This window comes from Streptomyces sp. NPDC007264 (genome assembly GCF_042869095.1).
In the GTDB taxonomy this organism is placed as follows: domain Bacteria; phylum Actinomycetota; class Actinomycetes; order Streptomycetales; family Streptomycetaceae; genus Streptomyces.
In genome coordinates, this window is record NZ_JBIAFD010000007.1 from 1 (window position 1) to 25,534 (window position 25,534).

General features: G+C 70.5%; 19 protein-coding genes, 1 tRNA gene and 1 pseudogene. 20 read left to right on the forward strand and 1 reads right to left on the reverse strand.

The genetic code is table 11. From position 1 onward, the window contains the following. Window positions 1-369: 369 nt before the first annotated feature. The 3 genes and pseudogenes from ACFYMU_RS13450 to ACFYMU_RS13460 all read left to right on the forward strand — a co-directional run. On the forward strand, window positions 370-858 hold the full coding sequence (locus ACFYMU_RS13450) for an ATP-binding protein (RefSeq protein ID WP_388372248.1): 489 nt from the start codon (window positions 370-372) through the stop codon (window positions 856-858). Window positions 859-2,290: 1,432 nt separating this feature from the next. Continuing rightward, window positions 2,291-2,449, forward strand: coding sequence for a hypothetical protein (locus ACFYMU_RS13455; protein ID WP_388372250.1), 159 nt, complete (start codon window positions 2,291-2,293; stop codon window positions 2,447-2,449). A 591-nt stretch (window positions 2,450-3,040) separates the two neighbouring features. Further along, window positions 3,041-3,460: pseudogene (locus ACFYMU_RS13460) on the forward strand (recombinase family protein); the annotation flags it as partial. Between the two features lie 959 nt (window positions 3,461-4,419). Here ACFYMU_RS13460 and ACFYMU_RS13465 read toward each other — a convergent pair. Then, window positions 4,420-4,491, reverse strand: a tRNA-Arg gene (locus tag ACFYMU_RS13465). Window positions 4,492-4,594: 103 nt separating this feature from the next. Here ACFYMU_RS13465 and ACFYMU_RS13470 point away from each other — a divergent pair. From ACFYMU_RS13470 to ACFYMU_RS13550, 17 genes are all read left to right on the forward strand, one after another. Then, on the forward strand, window positions 4,595-5,131 hold the full coding sequence (locus ACFYMU_RS13470) for a response regulator (protein ID WP_388372252.1): 537 nt from the start codon (window positions 4,595-4,597) through the stop codon (window positions 5,129-5,131). 368 nt (window positions 5,132-5,499) lie between these two features. After that, window positions 5,500-6,753 (forward strand): ArgS-related anticodon-binding protein NrtL, encoded by a 1,254-nt coding sequence (gene nrtL, locus ACFYMU_RS13475; RefSeq protein ID WP_388372254.1) that lies wholly within the window; start codon window positions 5,500-5,502, stop codon window positions 6,751-6,753. A gap of 24 nt (window positions 6,754-6,777) precedes the next feature. Next, entirely contained in the window at window positions 6,778-8,169 is a 1,392-nt protein-coding gene (gene lysA, locus ACFYMU_RS13480) for a diaminopimelate decarboxylase (protein WP_388372256.1), read from the forward strand. A 366-nt stretch (window positions 8,170-8,535) separates the two neighbouring features. Further along, window positions 8,536-9,828, forward strand: coding sequence for a homoserine dehydrogenase (locus ACFYMU_RS13485; RefSeq protein ID WP_388372258.1), 1,293 nt, complete (start codon window positions 8,536-8,538; stop codon window positions 9,826-9,828). A gap of 6 nt (window positions 9,829-9,834) precedes the next feature. Continuing rightward, window positions 9,835-10,893 carry a threonine synthase gene (thrC, locus tag ACFYMU_RS13490; protein ID WP_388372260.1) on the forward strand — a complete coding sequence of 353 codons (1,059 nt, stop codon included), beginning with the start codon at window positions 9,835-9,837 and terminating at the stop codon, window positions 10,891-10,893. Window positions 10,894-11,133: 240 nt separating this feature from the next. Further along, window positions 11,134-12,051 (forward strand): homoserine kinase, encoded by a 918-nt coding sequence (gene thrB / locus ACFYMU_RS13495; RefSeq protein ID WP_388372262.1) that lies wholly within the window; start codon window positions 11,134-11,136, stop codon window positions 12,049-12,051. A 407-nt stretch (window positions 12,052-12,458) separates the two neighbouring features. Beyond that, window positions 12,459-14,465 (forward strand): transcription termination factor Rho, encoded by a 2,007-nt coding sequence (gene rho / locus ACFYMU_RS13500; RefSeq protein WP_388372263.1) that lies wholly within the window; start codon window positions 12,459-12,461, stop codon window positions 14,463-14,465. Window positions 14,466-14,735: 270 nt separating this feature from the next. Next, the gene (locus ACFYMU_RS13505; protein WP_388372265.1) at window positions 14,736-16,520 is read left to right on the forward strand and encodes a trypsin-like serine protease; all 1,785 of its coding nucleotides are present in this window, start codon (window positions 14,736-14,738) and stop codon (window positions 16,518-16,520) included. 228 nt (window positions 16,521-16,748) lie between these two features. Next, window positions 16,749-17,882 carry an LCP family protein gene (locus tag ACFYMU_RS13510; protein ID WP_388372266.1) on the forward strand — a complete coding sequence of 378 codons (1,134 nt, stop codon included), beginning with the start codon at window positions 16,749-16,751 and terminating at the stop codon, window positions 17,880-17,882. A gap of 203 nt (window positions 17,883-18,085) precedes the next feature. After that, the gene (gene rpmE / locus ACFYMU_RS13515) at window positions 18,086-18,307 is read left to right on the forward strand and encodes a 50S ribosomal protein L31 (RefSeq protein ID WP_059130001.1); all 222 of its coding nucleotides are present in this window, start codon (window positions 18,086-18,088) and stop codon (window positions 18,305-18,307) included. A 141-nt stretch (window positions 18,308-18,448) separates the two neighbouring features. Further along, entirely contained in the window at window positions 18,449-19,516 is a 1,068-nt protein-coding gene (prfA, locus tag ACFYMU_RS13520) for a peptide chain release factor 1 (protein WP_388372268.1), read from the forward strand. Window positions 19,517-19,586: 70 nt separating this feature from the next. Continuing rightward, on the forward strand, window positions 19,587-20,426 hold the full coding sequence (gene prmC / locus ACFYMU_RS13525) for a peptide chain release factor N(5)-glutamine methyltransferase (RefSeq protein ID WP_388372892.1): 840 nt from the start codon (window positions 19,587-19,589) through the stop codon (window positions 20,424-20,426). 82 nt (window positions 20,427-20,508) lie between these two features. Beyond that, window positions 20,509-21,156, forward strand: coding sequence for an L-threonylcarbamoyladenylate synthase (locus tag ACFYMU_RS13530; protein ID WP_388372270.1), 648 nt, complete (start codon window positions 20,509-20,511; stop codon window positions 21,154-21,156). Then, window positions 21,153-21,854: a protein-tyrosine-phosphatase gene (locus ACFYMU_RS13535; RefSeq protein ID WP_388372272.1), complete on the forward strand. Its 702-nt coding sequence runs from the start codon at window positions 21,153-21,155 to the stop codon at window positions 21,852-21,854. Before ACFYMU_RS13530 ends, ACFYMU_RS13535 begins: the two co-directional genes overlap by 4 nt. 65 nt (window positions 21,855-21,919) lie before the next feature. Next, window positions 21,920-23,161, forward strand: a complete 1,242-nt coding sequence (glyA, locus tag ACFYMU_RS13540) for a serine hydroxymethyltransferase (RefSeq protein WP_388372274.1) — start codon at window positions 21,920-21,922, stop codon at window positions 23,159-23,161. A 127-nt stretch (window positions 23,162-23,288) separates the two neighbouring features. After that, complete coding sequence (locus ACFYMU_RS13545; protein WP_388372276.1) at window positions 23,289-24,623, forward strand: MraY family glycosyltransferase; 1,335 nt, start codon at window positions 23,289-23,291, stop codon at window positions 24,621-24,623. Window positions 24,624-24,922: 299 nt separating this feature from the next. Then, complete coding sequence (locus tag ACFYMU_RS13550; protein WP_388372278.1) at window positions 24,923-25,360, forward strand: hypothetical protein; 438 nt, start codon at window positions 24,923-24,925, stop codon at window positions 25,358-25,360. Window positions 25,361-25,534: the final 174 nt, after the last annotated feature.

Sequence of the window (25,534 nt, forward strand, 5' to 3'; positions counted from 1 at the left end):
GTACCGCCCGCACCTGATCGAGGGCTGCCTGCCGACCACCGGCCTGGACCTCAAGGGCCTGATCAACCAGCCGGACATCGCGGATTCAACCTGAGTAGGACCGGCGATACCCCTCAGAATGCACTGAAAGTACTCGTCAGAGCAGCATTCCGCTCTTCGTGTTCCCACGGTGTGGTGGTCGCGAACCAATCGCGATCACCGGGAGGTCCCTGTAGTGGCACCGCTTCTGTTCACCGCTGGGTTGTTGCTGCCGTACGCGATGGGGGCCGGCCCGTTCGCGCTGTGCGAGGTACGCGATTGCGTACGTCCCGGGCGTGGTCGTCACCGCCGCGTCCTGCGCGCGCGTCACGCGGCCCATGGAGGACGGCGATGACCGCGCAACGCGCTCTGGATTGCAGCTCGTGCGTGGTATGGCGCTGGACGAGCTCTACCCTCGACGCCCCAGCCCAGGCCCGTGCTGCCCTACGCTGCGCCCTCGTTGAACTCGGCTTCGACTGCGAGGTTATCGGCGACGCGGTACTGGTCATGTCCGAACTCGTCACCAACGCCAGCAGGTATGCCGAGGGACCGTACGAGATGCGGCTGCGTCGCACCGCTACGGAAGTCATCTGCGAAATCGAGGACCACGACCCGCAGATCCCGGAGATTCCTTCCTTTCCTGCCGAGACCCCGTACGCCCCGTCCGAGGAGAACCGAGGGGGCGGCCTGGACGCGCTGTGCACATTGCTCTCCGAGCGCGGACGTGGTCTGCACATCGTCCACGAACTCACCAATGGGGCTTGGGGCTTCTGCAGCCACGCGAGCACCAAGATCGCGTGGTTCGCTCTACCGTGCCCTCGCGGTAGGTCCGGCCCGTGACAGCTCTCTTTGTGATCTCCGGTGTGGTGGTTCGAGTGTCGTTTACCCCGTCGTTTCGGGGGTCGTATCCCCCGTCGTATCTGTGTACGCACTTGGATGCGACACCCCCGCCTGACATAAAGGCGCAGCTCAGGTCCATTACGAGCCACTGTCGCACGAGCGCGACTGTATATCGGTGGAGCAACGCGTCCCGATCTACTGGTGAACGGCGCCCGGCCTTGAACTTGCGAAGCTGATTATCCCTCATGGTCGCTTGCAGTAGGTCCCCGGCGTAGCTTCCGGCGGCATGGAACTGAGGCCGTCATGTTCCAGCATCCCCACGTCCTTACTGGCAGTAGAGTGAGACCGGTCTGCTGACCGCGTGAACTCGGTGACTGCCGACACGGCCCATCGGAGCGGCCCGGCGAAGTGAAGCGGCCTCATCGCACGCCACGAGGCAGATCGGTCGGCGAAAGCGGGTGCCGATCGGCGGAGAGATCAGCTGCGGGCGACAGATCGGTGGTTGTTGGTTCGCCGACGGCTGGCAGTACGCAATGGTAATTACAAATGCCCGGTCGGATCGGTGCGCGTGGCGAGAGGAGCCTTCTCCGCCGCATGGGTGCGTTTCCGTAGGTCGCGTCCGGCGCCTGGCAATCCACTCGCATTCCGTGGCCGCCTGGCCGCTGACCGGGCCTATAGCGCCCGCGTAGGCGTATTCACGGCGGTTTGACGGGGCGGGCGTTCGCCGTATCTGCATACCTACCCCGATTGGGGCACATACCGATCGGTGGCCGATCCAAATCTGGGGAGTGGCGCGCGTGATCGATCGGTCCAGGTCGGTGTAGCGGCTCCAGCTCCACAACTCGAAATCATAGGGAGGGATGATGCGGCTTGTTTACAGAAGCGGCCATCGACGTCAGCTGTCGTGTCCAGCACAGCCTTGCCCTACGAGCAGTCGGCAGAGCCGTCTCAGAGCGCCTCAACGACCTCTGAAGTGGCAGGCTTGACGGGCGCCTCAACGCATGCCTCGCCGACACGCTTGGCCTTCCAGTCGCACTTCCCGGGAATCGAACAAAGAAGATTCTGGTTCTGCCTCAGCCCGCCAGGGTTCGCAGGTGGCTCGCCACTGGCTCGCTTCCCGTTCTACCTGTGAAGAGTTGTTCGTGATCGGCGCTCGGCGGAGAAGCATGGAGGGCGGGTGAGGCCCTCTGTCATTCGAACGGCCGTTGAGACGGTGTCAAATGCTCCGCTTCGAATCTCTATTACGTGACGTCAGCATCAGGCCGGGCTGGGCCCCGTAGTCACCGGAGCGACCGTGAACCACCCCTCGCGCCCTCTGACCGACACGCCGGACGGCGGCCTTGACGACACGGCCGGGATGGAGCGTCCATGGACGACGACCGCCAGCGTCACCCCGGGAAAGCCCTGCTCAGCCCAGGGTCCGCGGGTGGTCGTGGAGTACGTCGCTGTCGACGGGGAGGACGCCCAGGCCCTGGCTCGGCGCCAAGGAGCTGCGATCCGCGAGGTGCTGGAGTGGCTGTACGCCCGCCACAGCGCCCCACCGGAGAGCGGACAGGTCGAAGCCGGCCGCCTTGAGCTTCCCCGCGCATAACCAATGGGAGAGGGACACCACATGCCCGCCACCCCACCCGCGCCCCGGTCGTCCTGGGCGCCTCCCGTGCCCGGCCGCCCCTGGGCAACCGATGGCGTCCCGGACGCCGCGGCGCTTCCGGTGACCGTCCCGGTGGCCTGGCTCGGTCGGACCTCCACGGAGGATGCCCAGGACCCGACGCTGTCGCTGCCCCGGCAGTTGCGCAACGCCAGAGCCGCGTTGCCGCCCGGCTGGGTGATCGTCGCCCACTTCTACGATGTCGAGTCCGGCCGCAAGGAGCTGCACGAGCGGGGCAACTCCCTGGCTCACCAGAACTTCAAGATCCCCATCCCGCGCGACGGTAGCGTTGCCGATCTCCTCGAAGAGGCCCAGCGCCCCGATCGCCGCTTCGCTGCCGTCATCTGCGAGTCGATCGAACGTGTCGCCCGCCGCACCTACTTCGGCACGAAGATCGAGTACGAGCTGGAGCAGGCCGGTGTCGCCCTGTGCGCCGCCGACGAGCCGATCGTCACCGGGCCCAGGGCCAAGCGCGCCACACCGACCCTCACCCGGCGCGTCAAGCAGGCCGTCTCCGAGTGGTACGTGCTGCAGATGCTCGAGCTGTCCTGGGACGGCTTCATCGAGCACATCTCCCAGGGCTGGAACGTGGGTAAGCCTCCCTACGGCTACCTCGCGGAGAAAGTGCCCCACCCCGTCCCGGCCCGCCGAGCCGAAGGCCGTACCAAGCACCGGCTCATCCCCGACCCGCTGCGGGCCTCAGCGGTCACCTACATCTTCCAGCTCCGCGGGCTGGACAAGCTCGGCTACGACGCCATCGCCGACCGTCTGAACCTGGATCTCGTCGCCTACCCGCCTCCGGAGCCGGCCCGGCCGGACGCGGCCCTGGGCCGCTGGAGTGGATCCGCCGTGCGAGAGATCCTGCACAATCCCAAGTACACGGGCTACCAGGTCTGGAACCGCCGCGCGATGAAGAAGGGCGGCCGCTACAACGACCCGAAGGACTGGGTTTGGTCGCCCCGGCCCGCCCATGAGCCTCTTGTCACCAAGGAGTTGTTCGACGCCGTCTCCACCGTGGGCCGCCAGCGCCAGGGGTCCCGCACCACCCACGGCCCCAACGCTCACCCGGCCACCAAGCGCTCCTACGTCCTGCGGTCGTACGTCTACTGCGAGATCTGCGACCGCCGCATGTTCGGCAAGACCCGCCACCAGATCTCCTACTACGCCTGCCAGCCCGACCCCAACGAACATCGCGATCAGACCTGGTTTCCTGATCACCCCAAGACCTTGTGGATCCGCGAACAGATCCTGATCGCCTCCGTCTCCCGCTTCTTCGCCGCCAGGATCTTCGGCCCCGATCGGCGCAGCCATCTCACAGCCGCACTCGAAGCCGCTCGGTCCGCGGACGACACCGGCGACCGTATCGACAAGGAGCGGGCAGCTCTGGAGCACGCCATCAGTGCGATCGGTCAGCGACAGGCCCGCCTCATCCGCACCCTCGCCGACGGCTTCGGCGGCGACGACGCGGCCGACGATCTCGACCCGGATCAGGAGAAGCAGTTCCGCGACGCGATCCGCCGTGAGCACGCCACGCTGGGTGCACAGCGCCAGCAACTCGCCGAGCAACTGGCTCGTCTGCAAGCGCCGAAACAGGTGGAACGCCCCGCCGATAGCGCGGCCCTGCTCGATGCGCTCCCGCACCTCGATGTGGACCTCGCCCTGGTCCCGGAGGAGATCCAACGGCGGCTCTACACCGCCTTCGGGCTGGAGGTTCGCTACAGCCGGCCCCGCGAGGAAGTGACCCTACGGGTGACCATCCCGGGGCATCTGCTTGACGGACTGGTGTCCGTCACCCGTGAGCTGGAGCCATGGAACAAAAAATCGGGCCCCTGCACCGAAGTGCTGGAACCCGATCATGGCACCCGGGGTGGACAAGCCCGGCAAAACCGGCGCGTCCGTTCCCATCTTTCGAGTGCCCCCGGCAGGATTCGAACCTGCGCACACGGCTCCGGAGGCCGTTGCTCTATCCCCTGAGCTACGGGGGCGTGTCTCGCGGTGTTCGCGGTGACGGGTAGAACCCTACCAGCTCTTTCGGGGTCGCCTTGAACGGTTTCCCGGGGGTCCGGCGGGGCGGCTCCCTCGGACGGGGTGGAAGTGGGGAAAACCCGGACGCGACCCCCGGGACACACCTACTCTCGAGTTGTGTCAGGCGCGACCGGCCGGGTTCTTGTGGTGGACGACAACAAGGTCATCCGGCAGCTGATCAGGGTCAACCTCGAACTGGAGGGTCTCGAGGTCGTGACCGCGGCCGACGGTGCCGAGTGTCTGGATGTCGTGCACCAGGTACGGCCCGATCTGATCACCCTGGATGTCGTCATGCCGCGGCTCGACGGGCTGCGGACCGCCGCGCGGCTTCGCGCGGACCCCCGTACGCGTGATCTGCCCCTCGCCATCATCAGCGCCTGTACCCAGTACGAGGTCGAGAGCGGTCTCGGTGTCGGTGTCGACGGGTTCCTCGCCAAGCCCTTCGATCCGACCGAACTGGTCCGGCTCGTGAAGGAACTGATGGAGCGTCGCGGCACCGGCGATCAGGGCGCGTTCGCCATCGGGGGTGGCCTCGAAGCGGAGCCGGGTGACTCCGAGCGTGCCGGACAGGCCGACCGGGTCGGGCGTACCGGCGGCTGAGGTCGGTCAGCGGTCTCCCGGCCGCCCGGTTGCGCCAAGCGGTCGGACAGGGGTCAGGTTCTGAGCAACAGGGCGGGCTCCAGGTCGCGTCTCTGTGGCCTCCGGCGGCCTCACGCCTTCTCCGCCCCTCCGCCCCACGGCCCAGCGGCGCCCATGTCCTACGGCGTAGCAGTCCATGCTCCGCAGCCCCGCAGCCCCGCAGCCCCGCAGTCACCCCATCCAGGCCATCCAGGCCATCCAGGCCATCCAGGTCAACCGGGTCGCCCAGGGCCCCCCGCCCAGGGCTCGCGCCACCGCCCCGTCCCACATCCCGGACCCGAGGGAATCCTGCTCGCATACCTACCCCCCTCCTCCCATACCCTTGTCCCGTGACTCCCGTCGAGCTCTCCCGCACCGTGCTGCACGCGGTGCGTAGTGCTGTGGACGGCGGGGAACTGAGCGTGCCCGTGCCCGCACGTGCCGTGGTCGCTCCGCCCGGGCCCGGCGGCCGTGGCGACTACGCCACCAACATCGCCCTTCAGCTCGCCCGCCCGGCAGGACGGGCGCCTCTCGACGTCGCCGAGATCCTGCGCGCCCACCTCCGCGGCGCGGCCGGCGTCGCCGACGTCGAGATCACCGGCCCCGGATTCCTCAACATCCGCCTCGAACCGGCCAGTGCCACCGCCTCCCTCGTGCGCGAGATCCTCGACCGCCGGGACGGGCACAGCAGCCACCCCCGCAGCGACCACGGCCGTCCGGGCGACGAAGCCGACGACGGCCCCCCCGCCCCGTCCGGCCACCCCGCCCCGTACGGCCACACCCCCACTCTCACCGGCCAGGTGATCCCCCTCCGGATCCCCTACGACATGCGTGCCGAAGTATTGGCCGACACCCTCGTGCGCATCATCGCCACCCAGGACGGCCGCGCCGAGGTCCGGCACGCGCGCCCCGGGGAGCCCGTCGACCTCCGGCCCGTCCCGGCTCCGGAGGACCCCGCGCCGCTCGGACCCGACGCCGCCCGCTGGGCTCTGCTGTATCCCGCTGCGCACGACCGGCCCCGGATCACCGCCGACCATCTGCTGCAGCGCGAGAGCAACCCCCTCTTCCGCGTCCGCTACGCCCGCGCCCGTGCCCGTGCGCTCACCCGCAACGCCGCACGGCTGGGCTTCCACGCCGTCCCCGGCGATGTCTCCGACCCCGTCCATGGGGTTCGCACGGACGACGCCGTCCATGGGGTTCACACGGATGACGCCGTCCACGGGTTCCAGGCAGACGAGGGAGGCCGCGGGTTCCACGCGGAAGACGGAGACCGCGCGGTCCGAACAGTCGACGGAGGCCGTGTGGCGCAGGTGACCCACGTGACCCACCCGGCCCACGAGACCCACGCCCCCCTCCTCCGCACCCTCGCCGAATACCCCACCGTCCTCACCCAGGCGGCCACCCACCGTGCGCCCGATCGGCTCGCCCGGTGTCTCGTCGGTGTCGCCGACGCCCTGCTCGCCTTTCAGCACACGGTGCTCCCGCTCGGCGACGAGAAACCCTCGGCCGCCCATCGGGCCCGGCTCGCTCTTGCCGAAGCCGCCGGGACGGTGCTGGCCGGCGGCCTGTCCCTGCTCGGCATCAGCGCCCCCGACTACCTCTGAGACCCGCGAGAAAGCACCGACCTCATGAGCCGTTCAGCACACCCCGCCGGGCCCCGCCACGCCGACGTCCTGCCCGAGGGCCACTACTCCGCCCCGCCCGCCGACCTCAACGCCCTCGACCCCAAGGTGTGGGCGCAGACCGTGCGCCGCACCGACGACGGTGTCGTGACCGTCGGGGGCCTCGATGTGAAGACGCTCGCCGAGCGGTTCGGGACCCCCGCCTACTTCATCGACGAGGCCGACTTCCGGGCCCGGGCCCGGGCCTGGCGCACCGCCTTCGGGGCCGACGCCGACGTCTTCTACGCCGGCAAGGCGTTCCTCTCCCGCGCCGTCGTGCGCTGGCTGTACGAGGAAGGGCTCAACCTCGACGTGTGCTCCGGAGGTGAGCTCGCCACCGCGCTCGCCGGCGGCATGCCCGCCGAGCGCATCGCGTTCCACGGCAACAACAAGTCCACCGAGGAGATCACCCGGGCGATCGAGAGCGGTGTCGGGCGCATCGTCCTCGACTCCTTCCAGGAGATCGTGCGCGTCGCCCACATCGCCGAGTCGCTCGGCAAGCGGCAGCGAGTGCAGATCCGGGTCACGGTCGGGGTCGAGGCGCACACGCACGAGTTCATCGCCACCGCGCACGAGGACCAGAAGTTCGGGATCCCGCTCGCCGACGGGCAGGCCGCCGAGGCCGTGCGGCGTGCGCTGCGGCTCGACGGGCTCGAACTCATCGGCATCCACAGCCACATCGGGTCGCAGATCTTCGACATGTCCGGTTTCGAGGTCGCCGCGCACCGAGTGGTGGGGCTCCTCAGGGACATCCGGGACGAGCACGGCGTCGAGCTTCCCGAGATCGATCTCGGCGGCGGCCTCGGAATCGCCTACACCAGCGCCGACGATCCCCGCGAGCCGCACGAGATCGCCAAGGCCCTGGGCGAGATCGTCTCCCGGGAGTGCGAGGCCGCCAGGCTCCGCACGCCCCGCATCTCCGTCGAGCCCGGGCGCGCCATCGTCGGGCCGACCGCCTTCACGCTGTACGAGGTCGGCACGATCAAGCCCCTCGACGGGCTGCGCACGTACGTCTCCGTCGACGGCGGCATGTCCGACAACATCCGCACCGCGCTGTACGACGCCGAGTACAGCGTCGCCCTCGTCTCCCGTGCCTCCGACGCCGAGCCCATGCTGGCCCGTGTCGTCGGCAAGCACTGCGAGAGCGGTGACATCGTCGTACGGGACGCCTTCCTGCCCGCGGACCTGGCGCCCGGTGACCTCATCGCCGTGCCCGCCACGGGTGCGTACTGCCGGTCCATGGCCAGCAACTACAACCACGTCCTGCGCCCGCCTGTCGTCGCCGTCGGCGACGGAGAGGCCCGCGTGATCGTCCGCCGGGAGACGGAGGAGGACCTCCTGCGCCTCGACGTCGGGTGACAACAGGAACAGGAACAGGAACAGGAACAAGAGCAGGAGCGGGAACAAGAGCAGGAGCAGGAGCAGGAGCAGGAGCAGGGACCGGCACCGGAACCGGCAGCGGCGCAGCGCGCACCGGGACCGGGACCCGCACCGGGGCCGGCACCCGCACCCGCACCGGCACCCGCACCGACACCGCCACCGGTACCGGCACAGGGACCGGCACCGGCCCCGCCCCGGAACAGGCGCCGGACCAGCGGAGATCTTCCTGCTCAGCGCCGCTGACAAAATGAAATAAACGTCTCACGATCCGGACGAAGGGCAGAAAGTCCCGTTCGGTGAGTGAGACTGGTCGAACCGTTGGACCGCATGAGGAAACGAGGTCGGATGATGCGTACGCGTCCGCTGAAGGTGGCGCTGCTGGGCTGTGGGGTCGTCGGCTCAGAGGTGGCGCGCATCATGACGACGCACGCCGACGACCTCGCGGCGCGGATCGGGGCGCCGGTGGAGCTGGCGGGGGTGGCGGTGCGCAGGCCCTCCAAGGTGCGTGAGGGCATCGACCCCGAGCTGATCACCACCGATGCCACCGCCCTCGTCAAACGCGGCGACCTCGACGTCGTCGTCGAGGTCATCGGGGGGATCGAGCCCGCCCGTACGCTCATCACCACGGCCTTCGAGCACGGCGCGTCGGTCGTGTCGGCCAACAAGGCGCTCCTCGCCCAGGACGGGGCGGCCCTCCACGCGGTGGCCGAGGAGCACGGCGAGGACCTGTACTACGAGGCCGCCGTCGCCGGGGCCATCCCGCTGATCCGGCCGCTGCGCGAGTCCCTCGCCGGCGACAAGGTCAACCGGGTGCTCGGCATCGTCAACGGGACGACCAACTTCATCCTCGACAAGATGGACACCACGGGGGCCGGCTACCAGGAGGCCCTCGACGAGGCCACCGCCCTCGGGTACGCGGAGGCCGACCCGACCGCCGACGTCGAGGGGTTCGACGCGGCCGCCAAGGCCGCCATCCTCGCCGGGATCGCCTTCCACACCCGGGTGCGCCTCGACGACGTGTACCGCGAGGGCATGACCGAGGTCACCGCGGCCGACTTCGCCTCGGCGAAGGAGATGGGCTGCACCATCAAGCTGCTCGCGATCTGTGAGCGTGCCGTCGACGGTGGCTCGGTCACCGCGCGCGTGCACCCCGCCATGATCCCGCTGACCCACCCGCTCGCCTCCGTGCGCGGCGCGTACAACGCCGTCTTCGTGGAGGCGGACGCCGCGGGTCAGCTGATGTTCTACGGGCCCGGCGCGGGGGGTGCGCCCACCGCGTCCGCCGTTCTCGGCGATCTCGTCGCCGTGTGCCGCAACCGGCTCAGCGGCGCCACCGGGCCCGGTGAGTCCGCGTACGCCGCCCTGCCCGTCTCGCCGATGGGGGACGTCGTGACGCGGTACCACATCAGCCTCGACGTCGCCGACAAACCGGGTGTTCTCGCCCAGGTCGCGACCGTGTTCGCCGAGCACGACGTCTCGATCGATACGGTTCGCCAGCAGGGCAAGGACGGTGAGGCCTCCCTCGTCGTCGTCACCCATCGTGCGTCCGACGCGTCCCTGACCGGGACCGTCGAGGCGCTGCGCAGCCTCGACACCGTGCGGGGTGTCGCCAGCATCATGCGGGTTGAAGGAGAGTAACCAGCAATGACCCACCAGTGGCGCGGAATCATCGAGGAGTACCGGGACCGGCTGCCGGTGTCGGACGGTACGCCGGTCGTCACCCTCCGCGAGGGCGGTACGCCGCTCGTGCCCGCGCAGGTGCTCTCCGAGCGCACCGGCTGTGACGTCCATCTCAAGGTGGAGGGTGCCAACCCCACCGGGTCCTTCAAGGACCGCGGCATGACGATGGCCATCTCCAAGGCCAAGGAGGAGGGTGCGAAGGCCGTCATCTGCGCCTCCACCGGCAACACCTCCGCGAGCGCCGCCGCCTACGCCGTGCGCGCCGGCATGGTGTCCGCCGTCCTCGTGCCGCAGGGCAAGATCGCGCTCGGCAAGATGGGCCAGGCCCTCGTGCACGGCGCGAAGATCCTCCAGGTGGACGGCAACTTCGACGACTGCCTCACGCTCGCCCGGGCGCTCTCCGACAACTATCCGGTGGCGCTGGTCAATTCGGTCAATCCGGTGCGCATCGAGGGCCAGAAGACGGCGTCCTTCGAGATCGTGGACATGCTCGGGGAGGCGCCCGACATCCATGTCCTGCCGGTCGGCAACGCGGGCAACATCACCGCGTACTGGAAGGGCTACCGTGAGTACGCGGCCGACGGCATCGCCCGGCGGACGCCGCGGATGTGGGGCTACCAGGCGTCGGGCTCGGCCCCCATCGTGCGCGGCGAGGTCGTCAAGGACCCGTCCACCATCGCCACCGCCATCCGCATCGGCAACCCCGCCTCCTGGAAGCAGGCCCTGGCGGCGCGGGACGAGTCGGGCGGTCTCATCGACGAGGTGACGGACCGTGAGATCCTGCGTGCCTACCGGCTGTTGGCGGCGCAGGAGGGCGTCTTCGTCGAGCCCGCGTCCGCGGCGTCGGTGGCCGGTCTGCTGAAGGCTGCCGAGCAGGGCAAGGTCGACCCGGGCCAGACCATCGTCTGCACGGTCACCGGCAACGGCCTCAAGGACCCCGACTGGGCCGTCGCGGGCGCCCCGCGGCCGGTCACGGTGCCGGTCGACGCGGTGACCGCGGCCGAGCGGCTCGGACTCGCGTAACCAGGCGGTTTCCGGGGGATAACCCTGTTGGCACCCGACAGAGGGGGCACAGGGGGCTTACGACACGCATCGTGCGCCTCCTGTGCGCCCTATGTCGCCACAGAACCTTCCTTCGATAGGCTGTACTGAACCCGCCCGCCGCATATGCCGCGGTGCCGCGCCGTCCTTGCGGCCTTCGGGTCTTCCGCACGTATCGAATGTCATTCGACCATCACGCAGCTCAAGGAGAGTCATCGAGCGATGGCCGGTCCAGCCTTCCGCGCCGCCGCCGTCCGGGTGCGCGTCCCCGCCACCAGCGCCAACCTCGGCCCGGGCTTCGACGCCCTGGGCCTCGCGCTGGGGCTCTACGACGACGTGGTCGTCCGCGTGGCCGACTCCGGGCTGCACATCGACATCGCAGGTGAGGGCAGCGAGACGCTCCCGCGTGACGAGAGTCACCTCCTCGTACGGTCGATGCGCGCCGCCTTCGACGTCCTGGGCGGGCAGCCGCGCGGCCTGGAGATCGTCTGCGCCAACCGCATCCCGCACGGCCGTGGCCTCGGCTCCTCCTCCGCCGCCATCTGCGCCGGCATCGTCGCCGCCCGCGCCGTGACGATAGGCGGCGACAGCCGGCTCGACGACGCCGCGCTCCTGGAGCTCGCCACCGAGATCGAGGGCCACCCGGACAACGTCGCCGCCTGTCTGCTCGGTGGCTTCACCATCTCCTGGATGGAGCGCGGCGCCGCGCGGGCGATCCGCCTGGACGCCGCCGATTCCATCGTTCCGGTGGTTTTCGTGCCCGGAAAGCCGGTCCTGACCGAGACCGCCCGGGGACTGCTGCCGCGCGCCGTGCCGCACGTCGACGCCGCCGCCAACGCGGGCCGCGCCGCCCTGCTGGTCGAGGCCCTGACGCGGCGGCCCGAGCTGCTGCTGCCCGCCACCGAGGACCGCCTCCACCAGGAGTACCGCGCCCCGGCCATGCCCGAGAGCGCGGCGCTGGTGGAGCGGCTGCGGTCGGACGGGATCCCCGCGGTGATCTCCGGCGCGGGCCCCACGGTTCTGGCGCTGGCCGACGGCGACAGCGCCGACAAGGTGGCCGATCTGGCGGGCGAGGGCTGGGCCGCCAACCGGCTGGAGCTGGACAGCCAGGGAGCGAGCGTGCTGCCGCTTGCGCCCTGACACACGGTTGCCGGATTTCGAGAGGGGGAATGTTTGTTGGATCCGGTAGTGTTAACCTCAAGTCTGCACCCGACCCCGCCATGGCGAGGTGCTTCGTGTCCCCGTCCGGGACAACCATTCTTCCGGGAGCCTCCCAAATCGCCCTGTGTTCCGTATCTCGTACACGCGCGGTACGACGTACGCGGACGCTGAGCGGATTGCCGAGCACGCTCCGGAATCGGCGTGACCGAGCCGCCTGACACACCACCGCGTGCCACGGCTTCGGGAAGCGCCGTCACCAGAAATTTCCTCCGCCGCTTTGGCGGACCACCGCCCCGGCACGGTCCACCCAGACGGGACCGAAGCCGGACAGCACAACCGGTCGCCGAGCCAGACAGGCCGACGTCCGCTCCAGGGAAGGACCCTTCGTGAGCGACACCACCGATCTGATGGGCGCACGTGTCGAGGAGACCGCTGCCGCGCCCGCCACGGACGCCTCCGCGCCTGCCACCGGTGCCGGCTCCCGGCGGCGCCGCGGTACCGGCCTCGAGGGCATGGTGCTGGCCGAGCTGCAGCAGGTCGCATCCGGCCTCGGTATCAGGGGCACGGCGCGCATGCGCAAGAGCCAGCTGATCGAGGTCATCAAGGAGGCGCAGGCCGGCGGAGCGTCCCAGGCCGCTTCGGGCACCGGGGGAGGCGGCGCCGCCAAGGCCGCTGACGCCACCGAGACCAAGCCGAAGCGCCGGAGCACCTCCCGGGCCCGTACCGGCGACGAGTCCGCGGCCGCCGAGCCCAAGGCCGAGCAGGCCGTGGCCACGGCGACGCAGCAGATCGAGATCCCGGGCCAGGGAGCCGGTGACGACACCGGGGCCGAGCGCCGCCGTCGCCGCGCCACGGCCGAGGCCGGCAGCCCCGAGACGGTCGCCGCCGAGGCCAAGAGCGAGCCGAAGGCCGAGACCCCGGCGCAGCCCCAGCAGGCGCAGTCGCAGGGCGACGCCGGCGAGGGCGGCGAGGGCCGCCGTCGCGACCGTCGCGAGCGCGGGCGTGACCGCGACCGCCGCGGCAAGGGCGACGACCAGCAGCAGGGCCAGGGCGGTCAGCAGGGCCGGCAGCAGGGCCAGCAGCAGAGCGGCGGCCGGCCGGACCGTCAGGACCGCCAGGACCGTCAGGACCGCCAGGACCGTCAGGACGACGACGACTTCGAGGGTGGCCGCCGGGGCCGTCGCGGCCGCTACCGCGACCGCCGGGGCCGCCGCGGCCGCGACGAGATCGCCGAGCCGCAGCTCGCCGAGGACGACGTCCTGATCCCCGTCGCGGGCATCCTGGACATCCTCGACAACTACGCCTTCATCCGCACGTCGGGCTACCTGCCGGGCCCCAACGACGTGTACGTCTCCCTCGCCCAGGTCCGCAAGAACGGCCTGCGCAAGGGCGACCACGTCACCGGCGCGGTCCGCCAGCCGAAGGAGGGCGAGCGCCGCGAGAAGTTCAACGCGCTGGTCCGCCTCGACTCCGTCAACGGCATGGCGCCCGAACACGGCCGCGGCCGCCCGGAGTTCAACAAGCTGACCCCGCTGTACCCGCAGGACCGGCTGCGCCTGGAGACCGACCCGGGCGTGCTGACCACCCGGATCATCGACCTGGTGTCGCCGATCGGCAAGGGCCAGCGCGGTCTGATCGTGGCCCCGCCGAAGACCGGCAAGACCATGATCATGCAGGCGGTCGCCAACGCGATCACCCACAACAACCCCGAGTGCCACCTGATGGTCGTCCTCGTCGACGAGCGTCCGGAAGAGGTCACCGACATGCAGCGGTCGGTCAAGGGCGAGGTCATCTCCTCGACCTTCGACCGCCCGGCCGAGGACCACACCACGGTCGCCGAGCTCGCCATCGAGCGGGCCAAGCGCCTGGTCGAGCTGGGTCACGACGTCGTCGTGCTGCTCGACTCGATCACGCGTCTGGGCCGTGCGTACAACCTCGCCGCCCCGGCCTCCGGCCGCATCCTGTCCGGTGGTGTCGACTCGACGGCGCTGTACCCGCCGAAGCGGTTCTTCGGTGCGGCCCGCAACATCGAGGACGGCGGCTCGCTGACCATCCTCGCCACCGCCCTGGTGGACACCGGGTCCCGCATGGACGAGGTGATCTTCGAGGAGTTCAAGGGCACCGGCAACATGGAGCTCAAGCTCGACCGGAAGCTCGCCGACAAGCGCATCTTCCCGGCGGTGGACGTGGACGCGTCCGGCACCCGCAAGGAGGAGATCCTGCTCGGTGCCGAGGAGCTCGGCATCGTCTGGAAGCTGCGCCGGGTGCTGCACGCGCTCGACCAGCAGCAGGCGATCGAGCTGCTGCTCGACAAGATGAAGCAGACGAAGTCGAACGTCGAGTTCCTGATGCAGATCCAGAAGACGACGCCGACGCCGGGCAACGGCGACTGAACCAGGCCGTCTTCGGCGCTGTGAAGTCCCGCTCCGTCATCTGGGTGACGGAGCGGGACTTCTGCGTTGTACGATCAGCGCACCAATGTGGGGGGGAACGTATTTTCGGATACGCCCATGGGTGGGTTGGTGCTGCCTTCAGCGGCGCGTGCCGCTTCGGCGACTCTCGTGCCGCTTCGGCGGCTCTCGTGCTGCCTTCGGCGGCTCCGTGCCCGCCGGGTTCTTCTCTCCTGCGACTTGCGAACTCATGTGCGACGACAGGAGAACTGAGTGGCATCACCTTCCCGAAGACCGCACCTGGCTCTTCCCGCGGCCGCGGCCGCACTCGCCCTGGGTGGCGCGGTCCTCGCGGCCACGCCCGCCCAGGCGTCCGGCACGACCCCGCTCCCGCCCCGGCCGGCCGCCACCGAGACGCCCAGCGCCTCTCAGGCCGACCTGCTGAAGCGGATCCGGGGGTCCGTGACCGAGATGAAGGACGACACGGCCACGGCCCCCACCGCGGAGCCGAAGGCCACGTCGAGCCCGACGGCCTCGTCCGGCACCGTCGACCCGAAGATCATCGGCGGTACGGACGCGACCATCACCGAGGCGCCGTGGATGGTGCAGCTGCACTACTACGACGACAAGGGCACCGCGGACACGTCCGACGACGAGGGGTACTTCTGCGGGGGCACCCTGGTGGCCCCGGCGAAGGTCCTGACCGCCGCGCACTGCGTGTCCGGCCTGGACTGGGCGAAGAACGGCGCCGTGCTCGCCGGCACCAGCCAGCTGCCGGACGGCAGCGACCTGCACGGCGGCCGGGTCGCCGGCGTGTGGCGGCAGTGGGTCAACCCCACGTACAACCCGGTCACCATCGGGGGCGGCGACCTCGCGGTGCTGACGCTGACCGAGGCGCTGCCGTACAAGACGCTGCAGCTCACGTCGAGCTCCGACACCGTCTCGTACAACAACGGCACTCCGGCGACGGTGTACGGCTGGGGGCGAACCAGCTCCACCAGCCAGGACATCTCGCTGACCCTGAAGAAGGCGACCCTGCCGATGCGGTCGGACTCCGCCTGCACCGGGTACTACGGTTCCGACTTCGTGCCGGGTCAGATGACCTGCGCCGGCGACCCGGCCTCCGGCCAGGACACCGGCACGGTCTCGCCGTGCAACGGCGACTCCGGTGGCCCGCTCGTGGTCAACGGCCGGATCGCCGGTGTCGTGTCGTGGGGCGTCCAGGACTGTGTCGCGGCGGGCGCCTACAGCGTCTACGCCAAGACCCGCTCCTACGTCGGCCCGGTCAACGCGCGCGTCGACGACGCCGACCTCGACTTCGACGGTCTGGCGGACGTGTTCGCGCGTACGTCCGGCGGCACGGCCTACGAGTACTACTCGCTCGGAGACAAGTGGCCCTACCTGGGCAACCGCGTCTCGCTCGGCGACTGGAGCGGGCTGAGCCTGGTGCGCCAGGCCGACCTGAACCGCGACTTCTTCCAGGACTACCTGTACCGCACGTCGGACGGTGTCCTGTACGACTTCGCGTTCAACGGCAGCGACCGCTACGAGTCGTACCGCATCGGCGGCGGCTGGAACGTCATGAAGGACATCCGGGTTCCGGGTGACCTCTCCGGCGACGGCCTGCCCGACCTGGTCGCCAAGGACAAGGACGGCGTCCTGTGGCTCTACCCCGGCAAGGGCAACGGGCTGTTCGGCACCCGTGTCCGGATCGGCGGTGGCTGGTCGAGCTACACCATCACCGGCAAGGGCGACTACAGCAACGACGGCAAGCCCGACCTGCTGGCGCGGGACGGCTCCGGCGTGCTGTGGGTGTACCCGGGCAAGGGCGCCGCCTCGCCGGCGTTCGGCACCCGGATCAAGGTCGGCAGCGGCTGGAACACGTACAACGCCTTCACCACCGCCGGTGACATCACCGGCGACGGCAGGCCCGACCTGCTGGGCCGGGACGGCTCAGGCGTGCTGTGGCTGTACAAGGGCACCGGCACCGCCTCCGCACCGTTCAAGACCCGGGTCAAGGTCGGCGGCGGCTGGGGAGCCTTCAACCTCCTCGGCTGATTTCGCCGGCACCGCCGCGGTTGTGTTCAGGGCCGCTCCCGCAACGGGAGCGGCCCTTCCGCACTCCGGGCTTGCGGGGGGCGCGAGACCTCTCGTGCGGGGCGCGGGACGGAAAACGCCGGGCGTTGTGCAACCCTTTTCCCGGTTTCTCCGTCTGACCGGTCGGAGTGACCATGGAGCGATCGGGTCACCCGCCAGGTGACCGACCGGACCAGGACCGAGGAGCACATGCCCGCCGAGAGCACATCGGACCCCGGCATACCGGACGAGTCCGCGAGCGGCCCGCCCGGTGGGGCCGGGGACCGCCGCGGGGAGCGCGGCACGCGACGCAGGGCCCTCCTTGTCGCCGTCTGGCTCGCCGTGGGGATCCTGGTCCTCGGCGGCACCGGCCTCGGCTACCTGTACGCCAAGCTCAACGGCAACATCAAGAGCGTCGACATCGACCAGGCCCTGGGCGCCCACCGGCCCCAGAAGATCGACAACGGCTCCGAGAACATCCTGGTCCTCGGCTCGGACACCCGCTCCGGCGGCAACAGGGCGCTGGGCGGCGGCACCGACGACGGCAGCGCCCGCTCCGACACGGCGATGATCGTGCACATCTACCAGGGCCACAAGCGGGCTGCCGTGGTGTCCGTCCCCCGCGACACCCTCGTCGACCGCCCCCGGTGCACCGACGCCAAGGGCGTCACCCACCCCGCCGCGGCCGGCTCCATGTTCAACGAGGCGTACTCCGTCGGGGGCGCCGTCTGCGTCGTCAAGACGGTGGAGTCGATCACCGGCATCCGCATGGACCACTACCTCGAGGTCGACTTCGCCGGCTTCCGGAAGCTGATCGACGACCTCGGCGGCGTCCGGGTGACCACCACGAAGGACATCGACGACAAGAGCAGCCACCTCGACCTGAAGGCCGGCACGCACACCCTCGACGGACGGCAGGCGCTCGGCCTGGTCCGCACCCGGCACGGCGTGGGCGACGGCTCCGACCTCGGCCGGATCCAGTTGCAGCAGGCCTTCGTCAAGGCCCTCGTGGACCGGGTACGGCACATCGGCGTCCTGACCGATCCGACCAGGCTGGTGGACCTCGCAGACACCGCGACCAAGGCCGTCACCACCGACTCCGACCTGGCCTCCGTCAAGGCTCTGGCCTCCTTCGCGAACGGGCTCAAGGGCATCGGCCCCGCCCACATGACCATGGTGACGATGCCGGTCCGCTACGACCGGGCCGACCCCAACCGCGTCGTCACGGCCCGGGCCGAGGCCCGGCTGGTGTGGGACGCCCTGAGGAACGACGAGCCGATCCCGGCGAGCGCGACGAAGGGAACGGCCACGGGCGAGGCCGGGGGCGTCGTGGCCGCCCCGTGAGCGGTCGGAGGGCGAGTGAGCGGTCGGGGGCGAGCGAGCGGTCGTGGGCGAGTGAGCGGTCGCCGGGCGAGCGGGAATAGATCACCTGTGCCCCCGGTTTTGGGGGATACGGCCAGTCCTGGCAGACTGGTACGTCGGCTCCGGTTCACGCTTCCGCACCCCGCGGCTGCGACCCGGCGCCCTCCAGAAATCTAGGAGACACCTTGAAGCGCGACATCCACCCCGAGTACGTCGAGACGCAGGTCAGCTGCACCTGCGGCGCGTCGTTCACCACCCGCAGCACGATCGGGTCCGGCACGATCCGGGCCGAGGTCTGCTCCGAGTGCCACCCGTTCTACACGGGCAAGCAGAAGATCCTCGACACCGGTGGCCGTGTGGCCCGCTTCGAGGCCCGCTTCGGCAAGGCTGCCGCTGCCAAGAAGTAGCGAGCCCACAGCGCCGGTCTCCGGTGCTCCCGTGCAGTGCAGCGGGGGCGCCGGGACCGGCGCTTTGCGGTGCAGCCACTGTTCGTCGTACACACGTCCCCTACGCCCGCCCGGGCGGGGGACATCGCATGGGAGCCGGAGATGTTCGAGGCGGTCGAGGAACTGGTCGGAGAACACGCCGACCTGGAGAAGAAGCTCGCCGATCCGTCGGTCCACGCCGACCAGGCCAACGCGCGCAGGCTCAACAAGCGCTACGCCGAGCTCACCCCGATCGTCGCCGCCTACCGCTCCTGGAGGCAGACCGGCGACGACATCGAGACGGCGCGTGAACTGGCGGCGGACGACCCGGAGTTCGCGGCCGAGGTCAAGGAGCTGGAGAAGCAGCGCGAGGGGCTGACGGAGAAGCTGCGCCTCCTGCTCGTCCCGCGCGACCCCAGCGACGACAAGGACGTCATCCTCGAGATCAAGGCGGGCGCGGGCGGCGACGAGTCCGCCCTGTTCGCCGGCGACCTGCTGCGCATGTACCTGCGGTACGCCGAGCGCGTCGGCTGGAAGACCGAGATCATCGACTCCACCGAGTCCGAACTCGGCGGGTACAAGGACGTCCAGGTCGCCGTGAAGACCCGCGGTCACATCGAGCCCGGCCACGGCGTGTGGGCCCGCCTGAAGTACGAGGGCGGGGTGCACCGCGTGCAGCGCGTGCCCGCGACGGAGTCCCAGGGCCGCATCCACACCTCGGCGGCCGGTGTCCTCGTCACGCCGGAGGCCGAGGAGGTCGACATCGAGATCAACCCGAACGACCTGCGCATCGACGTCTACCGCTCCTCCGGTCCCGGCGGCCAGTCCGTCAACACCACCGACTCGGCCGTGCGCATCACCCACGTCCCGACCGGGGTCGTCGCCTCCTGCCAGAACGAGAAGAGCCAGCTGCAGAACAAGCAGCAGGCGCTGCGCATCCTGCGCTCCAGGCTGCTCGCCATGGCGCAGGAGGAGGCGGAGAAGGAGGCCGCCGACGCCCGCCGCAGCCAGGTCCGCACCGTCGACCGCTCCGAGAAGATCCGCACCTACAACTTCCCGGAGAACCGCATCTCCGACCACCGCGTGGGCTTCAAGGCCTACAACCTGGACCAGGTCCTGGACGGCGATCTCGACGCCGTGATCCAGGCATGTGTCGACGCGGACTCGGCCGCCAAGCTCGCAGCCGCGTAAGGACCCGTACAAGCACCGGAGGACCAGCGTGCAGCAGAATCTTGGGGGGCGGCCCCCGGTCTCCCGCAGCGTGCTGCTCGCGGAGGTGGCCCAGGCCACCCAGCGGCTGGCGGACGCGGGCGTGCCCTCGCCGCGCAACGACGCGGAGGAACTCGCCGCGTTCGTGCACGGCGTCAAGCGGGGGGAGCTGCACTCCGTGAAGGACGCCGACTTCGACGCCCGCTACTGGGAGGTCGTCGCCCGCCGCGAGGCGCGGGAGCCGCTCCAGCACATCACCGGGCGCGCCTACTTCCGCTACCTGGAACTCCAGGTCGGGCCCGGGGTGTTCGTGCCGCGCCCGGAGACCGAGTCGGTCGTCGGCTGGGCGATAGACGCCGTGCGCGCGATGGACGTCGTCGAGCCGCTGATCGTCGATCTGTGCACCGGCTCGGGCGCCATCGCCCTCGCGCTCGCCCAGGAGGTGCCGCGCTCGCGCGTGCACGCCGTGGAGCTGTCCGAGGACGCCCTGGAGTGGACCCGCAAGAACATGGCGGGCTCCAGGGTCGACCTGCGCCAGGGCGACGCCAGGGACGCCTTCCACGACCTCGACGGGCAGGTCGACCTGGTCATCTCCAACCCGCCCTACATCCCGCTCACCGAGTGGGAGTACGTCGCGCCCGAGGCGCGCGACCACGACCCGGAGCTGGCCCTGTTCTCCGGCGAGGACGGCCTGGACCTCATCCGCGGCCTGGAGCGCACCGCCCACCGGCTGCTGCGGCCGGGCGGCGTCGTCGTCATCGAGCACGCCGACACGCAGGGCGGCCAGGTGCCGTGGATCTTCACCGAGGAGCGGGGCTGGGCCGACGCGGCCGACCACCCCGACCTCAACAACCGCCCACGCTTCGCGACCGCCCGCCGGGCGCTGCCGTGAACACGGCGCGCGGCATTGCGCGGGGCGCGTCCGCTCCGAAGACTTCCATCCAGCAGCACGCGTACGAGGAGGCCCGCTAGACATGGCACGGCGATACGACACCAACGACGCGACCGACCGCGTGACCGGTCTGCGTGAGGCCGCGTCCGCCGTCCGCCGTGGCGAACTCGTGGTGCTGCCCACCGACACCGTGTACGGCGTGGGCGCCGACGCGTTCTCCTCGGAGGCCGTGGCCGACCTGCTGGACGCCAAGGGCCGGGGGCGCGCCATGCCCACGCCCGTGCTCATCGGGTCCCCGAACACCCTGCACGGCCTCGTCACGGACTTCTCCGAGATGGCCTGGGAACTGGTCGACGCCTTCTGGCCGGGCGCCCTCACGCTCGTCGCCAGGCACCAGCCGTCCCTCCAGTGGGACCTGGGGGACACCCGGGGCACCGTCGCCGTGCGCATGCCGCTGCACCCGGTCGCCATCGAGCTGCTGACCGAGGTCGGGCCGATGGCCGTCTCCTCCGCGAACCTGACCGGCCATCCGGCACCGGAGAACTGCGACGCCGCACAGGAGATGCTCGGCGACTCCGTCTCCGTCTACCTGGACGGCGGCCCGACCCCGGGCAACGTCCCCTCGTCGATCGTCGACGTCACGGGCAAGGTGCCGGTGCTGCTGCGCCAGGGCGCGCTGCCGCCGGAGGAACTGCGCAAGGTCGTACCCGACCTCGAGGTGGCGAATTGACAGCCCCTGACGCGGGGCGTGGCATAGGCAACGGGGGCGAGACGGGGAGCGCGGTACCACCGGGACCTCCCCGCGACACTTTCCGCATCCTCCACGTCAGCACCGGCAACGTGTGCCGCTCGCCGATCACCGAGCGGCTGACCCGGCACGCCCTGGCGGTCCGGCTCGGCGGCCCTCCCGCCGGCTGTGCCTGGGGGACCCCCCTGGGCGGACTGATCGTGGAGAGCGCGGGCACCTGGGGCCACGAGGGCGCGCCCATGGAGGCGAACGCGGAGGCGGTCCTCGCGGACTTCGGCGCGGACGCCTCCGGGTTCGTCGGCCGGGAGCTGCTGGACGAGCACGTCATCCGCGCCGACCTGGTCCTGACCGCGACCCGCGACCACCGCGCCCAGGTCATCTCGATGGGCCACTCGGCGGGGCTGCGCACCTTCACGCTGAAGGAGTTCACCCGTCTGGTGCGGGCGATAGACACCGCGACGCTGCCTCCCCTGGAGGACGGCGTCGTGGCGCGGGCCCGCGCCCTGGTCCGGGCGGCGGCGGCCCTGCGCGGCTGGCTGCTGGCGCCCACGGCGGACGCGGACGAGGTGTACGACCCGTACGGAGCACCCCTGCCCTTCTTCCGCTCGATCGGGGACGAGATCCAGCAGGCGCTCGATCCGGTGGTGACGGCGCTGACCGGAGTACCCGCGCGGACCTGACGGCCGGGCGTCGCCCGGACCACGGGCCTACAGTGGTCCCACGTCCCCGACGCCCGGAGGCCACCATGGCCGTCACCCCCGCCCCCGAGGCCGGCGTGCTGCGCCGCCAGGACCCCGAGATGGCCGAGATCCTCCTCGCGGAGCTCGCCCGGCAGTCGACGACGCTGCAGCTCATCGCAGCCGAGAACTTCACCTCACCGGCGGTGCTGGCCGCCCTCGGCTCCCCGCTGGCCAACAAGTACGCCGAGGGGTATCCCGGCGCCCGCTACCACGGCGGGTGCGAGATCGTGGACGTCGCCGAGCGCCTGGCCGTGGAGCGGGCCAAGGATCTGTTCGGGGCGGAACACGCCAATGTGCAGTCGCACTCGGGGTCGTCCGCGGTGCTCGCCGCCTACGCCGCGCTGCTCAGGCCGGGCGACACCGTGCTCGCCCTGGGCCTGTCGCACGGCGGCCACCTCACGCACGGCTCGCCGGCCAACTTCTCCGGCCGCTGGTTCGACTTCGTCGGCTACGGGGTCGAGGCGGAGTCCGGGCTCATCGACCACCAGCAGGTGCGCGCCCTGGCCCGCAGCCACCGTCCGAAGGCCGTCGTCTGCGGCTCCATCGCCTATCCGCGCCACATCGACTACGCCTTCTTCCGTGAGGTCGCCGACGAGGTGGGCGCCTATCTCATCGCGGACGCCGCCCACCCGATCGGGCTCGTCGCCGGGAGGGCGGCGCCCAGCCCGGTGCCCTACGCCGACATCGTCTGCGCCACCACGCACAAGGTGCTGCGCGGACCCCGCGGCGGCATGATCCTGTGCGGGAGCGAACTCGCCGAGCGGGTGGACCGGGCCGTCTTCCCCTTCACCCAGGGCGGCGCCCAGATGCACTCCGTCGCCGCCAAGGCCGTCGCGTTCGGGGAGGCGGCGACGGAGGGCTTCGCCGCCTACGCCCGGCAGGTGGTCGACAACGCCCGGGCGCTCGCCGCGGGGCTGGCCGCCGAGGGGCTGGTGGTCACCACCGGCGGGACCGACACCCATCTGGTGACCGCCGATCCCTCCCCGCTCGGGGTCGACGGGCGCACCGCACGGGGACTGCTCGCGGCGGCCGGCATGATCCTGGACACCTGTGTGCTGCCCCACGGCGACGCCCGCGGCCTGCGGCTGGGCACCGCCGCGGTGACCACGCAGGGCATGGGGGAGGACGAGATGACACGCATCGCCGCACTGTTCGCGTCCGTGCTGCGCGGCGGGGCGGACGCCAGGAGGACGCGTGAAGAAGTGCGGGAGCTGACCGGTGGATTTCCGCCGTATCCCGGCCGATGAGGGGAACACGCGACGGTGTGCACAGCCACACGTGCAACCATCGTCGCTACCCGTGAGTCCTCAACCATATGCACGCGAAGCTACGCTGTGGGGCTGAGGATGCCCAGCGAGACCTGTGGGGAAGCCCGTGCGTGAATACCTGCTGACGCTCTGCGTCACGGCCGCGGTGACGTATCTGCTGACAGGGCCGGTACGCAAGTTCGCGATCGTGGCCGGAGCCATGCCGGAGATCAGGGCCCGGGACGTGCACCGGGAACCCACGCCCCGGCTCGGCGGTATCGCCATGTTCTTCGGCCTGTGCGCGGGTCTGCTGGTCGCCGACCACCTCAAGGGCCTCAACGAGGTCTTCGCCAAGTCCAACGAGCCGCGGGCCCTGCTGTCCGGGGCCGCGCTGATCTGGCTGATCGGCGTGCTGGACGACAAGTTCGAGATCGACGCCCTGGTCAAGCTGGGCGCACAGATGATCGCCGCGGGCGTCATGGTGATGCAGGGCCTGACGATCCTGTGGCTGCCGGTCCCGGGTGTGGGCACCGTCTCGCTCACCCAGTGGCAGGGCACCCTGCTGACCGTGGCGCTGGTCGTCATCACGATCAACGCGGTCAACTTCGCCGACGGCCTCGACGGCCTCGCCGCGGGCATGGTGTGCATCGCGGCGGCCGCGTTCTTCATGTACGCGTACCGGATCTGGTACGGCTACGGGCTGGAGGCGGCGGCCCCCGCGACCCTGTTCGCGGCCGTCCTGATGGGCATGTGCCTGGGCTTCCTGCCGCACAACATGCACCCGGCGCGGATCTTCATGGGCGACTCCGGGTCGATGCTGATCGGTCTCGTGCTGGCGGCCGGTGCGATCTCCGTCACCGGCCAGGTGGACCCGGACGCGATGAACCTCTTCTCCGGTTCCGAGCGCGCGACCGTCCACCAGACCGTTCCCGTCTACATCCCGCTGCTGCTCCCGCTGACGATCATCGCGGTCCCGGTCGTCGACTTCTTCCTCGCGATCGTGCGCCGCACCTGGCGCGGCCAGTCGCCGTTCGCGGCGGACCGCGGGCATCTGCACCACCGGCTGCTGGACATCGGGCACTCGCACAGCAGGGCCGTGCTGATCATGTACTTCTGGTCGGCGCTGATCTCCTTCGGCGCCCTGGCGTACTCCGTGAACTCGGCGTCGATGTGGATCGTGCTCGGCATCATGGCGCTCAGCGCGGTCGGCCTGGTGCTGCTCCTGCTGCCGCGGTTCACGCCGCGGGCCCCCCGCTGGGCGGAGGCGTTCGTGCCCCCGCGCTACCGGCGCCGGCGCCGGCTCCGGGCCGAGGACGCGCAGCCGGTGCCGGCCGTCGGCTACGAGGACGGGCCGAGCGAGCACCGCACCCCGGTGGCCGCGGGCGCCCCGAGCGTCAACGGCGCGACGGCCCTGGGCCCCCGGTCCCGCCTGGACGGGCGCAAGGCCGGGTCGTCACGCTGACGCGCAAGGTAAGAATTCGACTAACGCGTTGCTCGCTCTTGACGGTGCAAAGCGCCTCAATAACAGACAAGAGGGCCGCTGCTCCGCACAGACGCGCAGCTTCACACTCATGTGTGACAGTTGGCACACCCTCAAGGTAAAGACCGCATCAAATAGTTTGTGATACCGTTCACGAGAACCCCGGGATAGAGCCGAAGGGCCGACTGTGACGGTCCCTCGGCGTGAGGCTTGCGCTCGGCCCGGGACTACGCTCGTCCATGACGACACCCTGCCCCCCTTCAGTAAGCGGAGTTGCCGCCATGCTGTCCAAAGACGCCCGGAACCTTGTACAGATCGCTGTGCCCACAGTGGCTGTCGGCGCGCTCGTCGTCGCCGTCAGCGGTGTGGTCGCCGGCGGCAAGGGGGCGTTGGGGGCGGCCGTCGGGACGGTGCTCGCCCTCCTCTTCATGGGGATCGGGCTCTACGTCCTGCAGTGGACGGCAAAAACGCTCCCGCAGCTGTTCCAGGCCATGGGCCTGATGCTCTACGTCGCCCAGCTCCTGCTGCTCCTGGTCTTCGCGGCGCTCTTCAAGGACACCTCCCTCTTCAACCCGAGGGCGTTCGCGATCGGCCTCATCGTCGCGACCGTGGTGTGGATGGCGGCGCAGGCGCGCGCCCACATGAAGGCCAAGATCTTCTACGTCGACCCCGACTCCGGCGCGAGCCACAGGCCCGAGAAGACGGGCTCCGCGTCGTGAGGGGTAGGGCCGGGATAAAGACAGCTGAGAGATCCTGCTATCGTCCGGTGCCAACTGCGGCATCGCGGGCGCGGGCAGCCGAGCTGACGCCCGCTCAATCGCGAGGCTCGACGCCCGACAGCCGCCCCCACATCCGTCACACCAGTCCGGTGCCGAACCGCGGCTGCGCGCCGC

What these genes read in the sequence shown, in the direction of transcription:
- ACFYMU_RS13450 (WP_388372248.1), top strand. Translation starts at nt 370, where the DNA reads ATGACCGCGCAACGCGCTCTGGATTGCAGCTCGTGCGTGGTATGGCGC.
- lysA (WP_388372256.1), top strand. Translation starts at nt 6,778, where the DNA reads ATGAGCCGTTCAGCACACCCCGCCGGGCCCCGCCACGCCGACGTCCTG.
- ACFYMU_RS13485 (WP_388372258.1), top strand. Translation starts at nt 8,536, where the DNA reads ATGATGCGTACGCGTCCGCTGAAGGTGGCGCTGCTGGGCTGTGGGGTC.
- thrC (WP_388372260.1), top strand. Translation starts at nt 9,835, where the DNA reads ATGACCCACCAGTGGCGCGGAATCATCGAGGAGTACCGGGACCGGCTG.
- thrB (WP_388372262.1), top strand. Translation starts at nt 11,134, where the DNA reads ATGGCCGGTCCAGCCTTCCGCGCCGCCGCCGTCCGGGTGCGCGTCCCC.
- ACFYMU_RS13510 (WP_388372266.1), top strand. Translation starts at nt 16,749, where the DNA reads ATGCCCGCCGAGAGCACATCGGACCCCGGCATACCGGACGAGTCCGCG.
- prfA (WP_388372268.1), top strand. Translation starts at nt 18,449, where the DNA reads ATGTTCGAGGCGGTCGAGGAACTGGTCGGAGAACACGCCGACCTGGAG.
- ACFYMU_RS13530 (WP_388372270.1), top strand. Translation starts at nt 20,509, where the DNA reads ATGGCACGGCGATACGACACCAACGACGCGACCGACCGCGTGACCGGT.
- glyA (WP_388372274.1), top strand. Translation starts at nt 21,920, where the DNA reads ATGGCCGTCACCCCCGCCCCCGAGGCCGGCGTGCTGCGCCGCCAGGAC.
- ACFYMU_RS13550 (WP_388372278.1), top strand. Translation starts at nt 24,923, where the DNA reads ATGCTGTCCAAAGACGCCCGGAACCTTGTACAGATCGCTGTGCCCACA.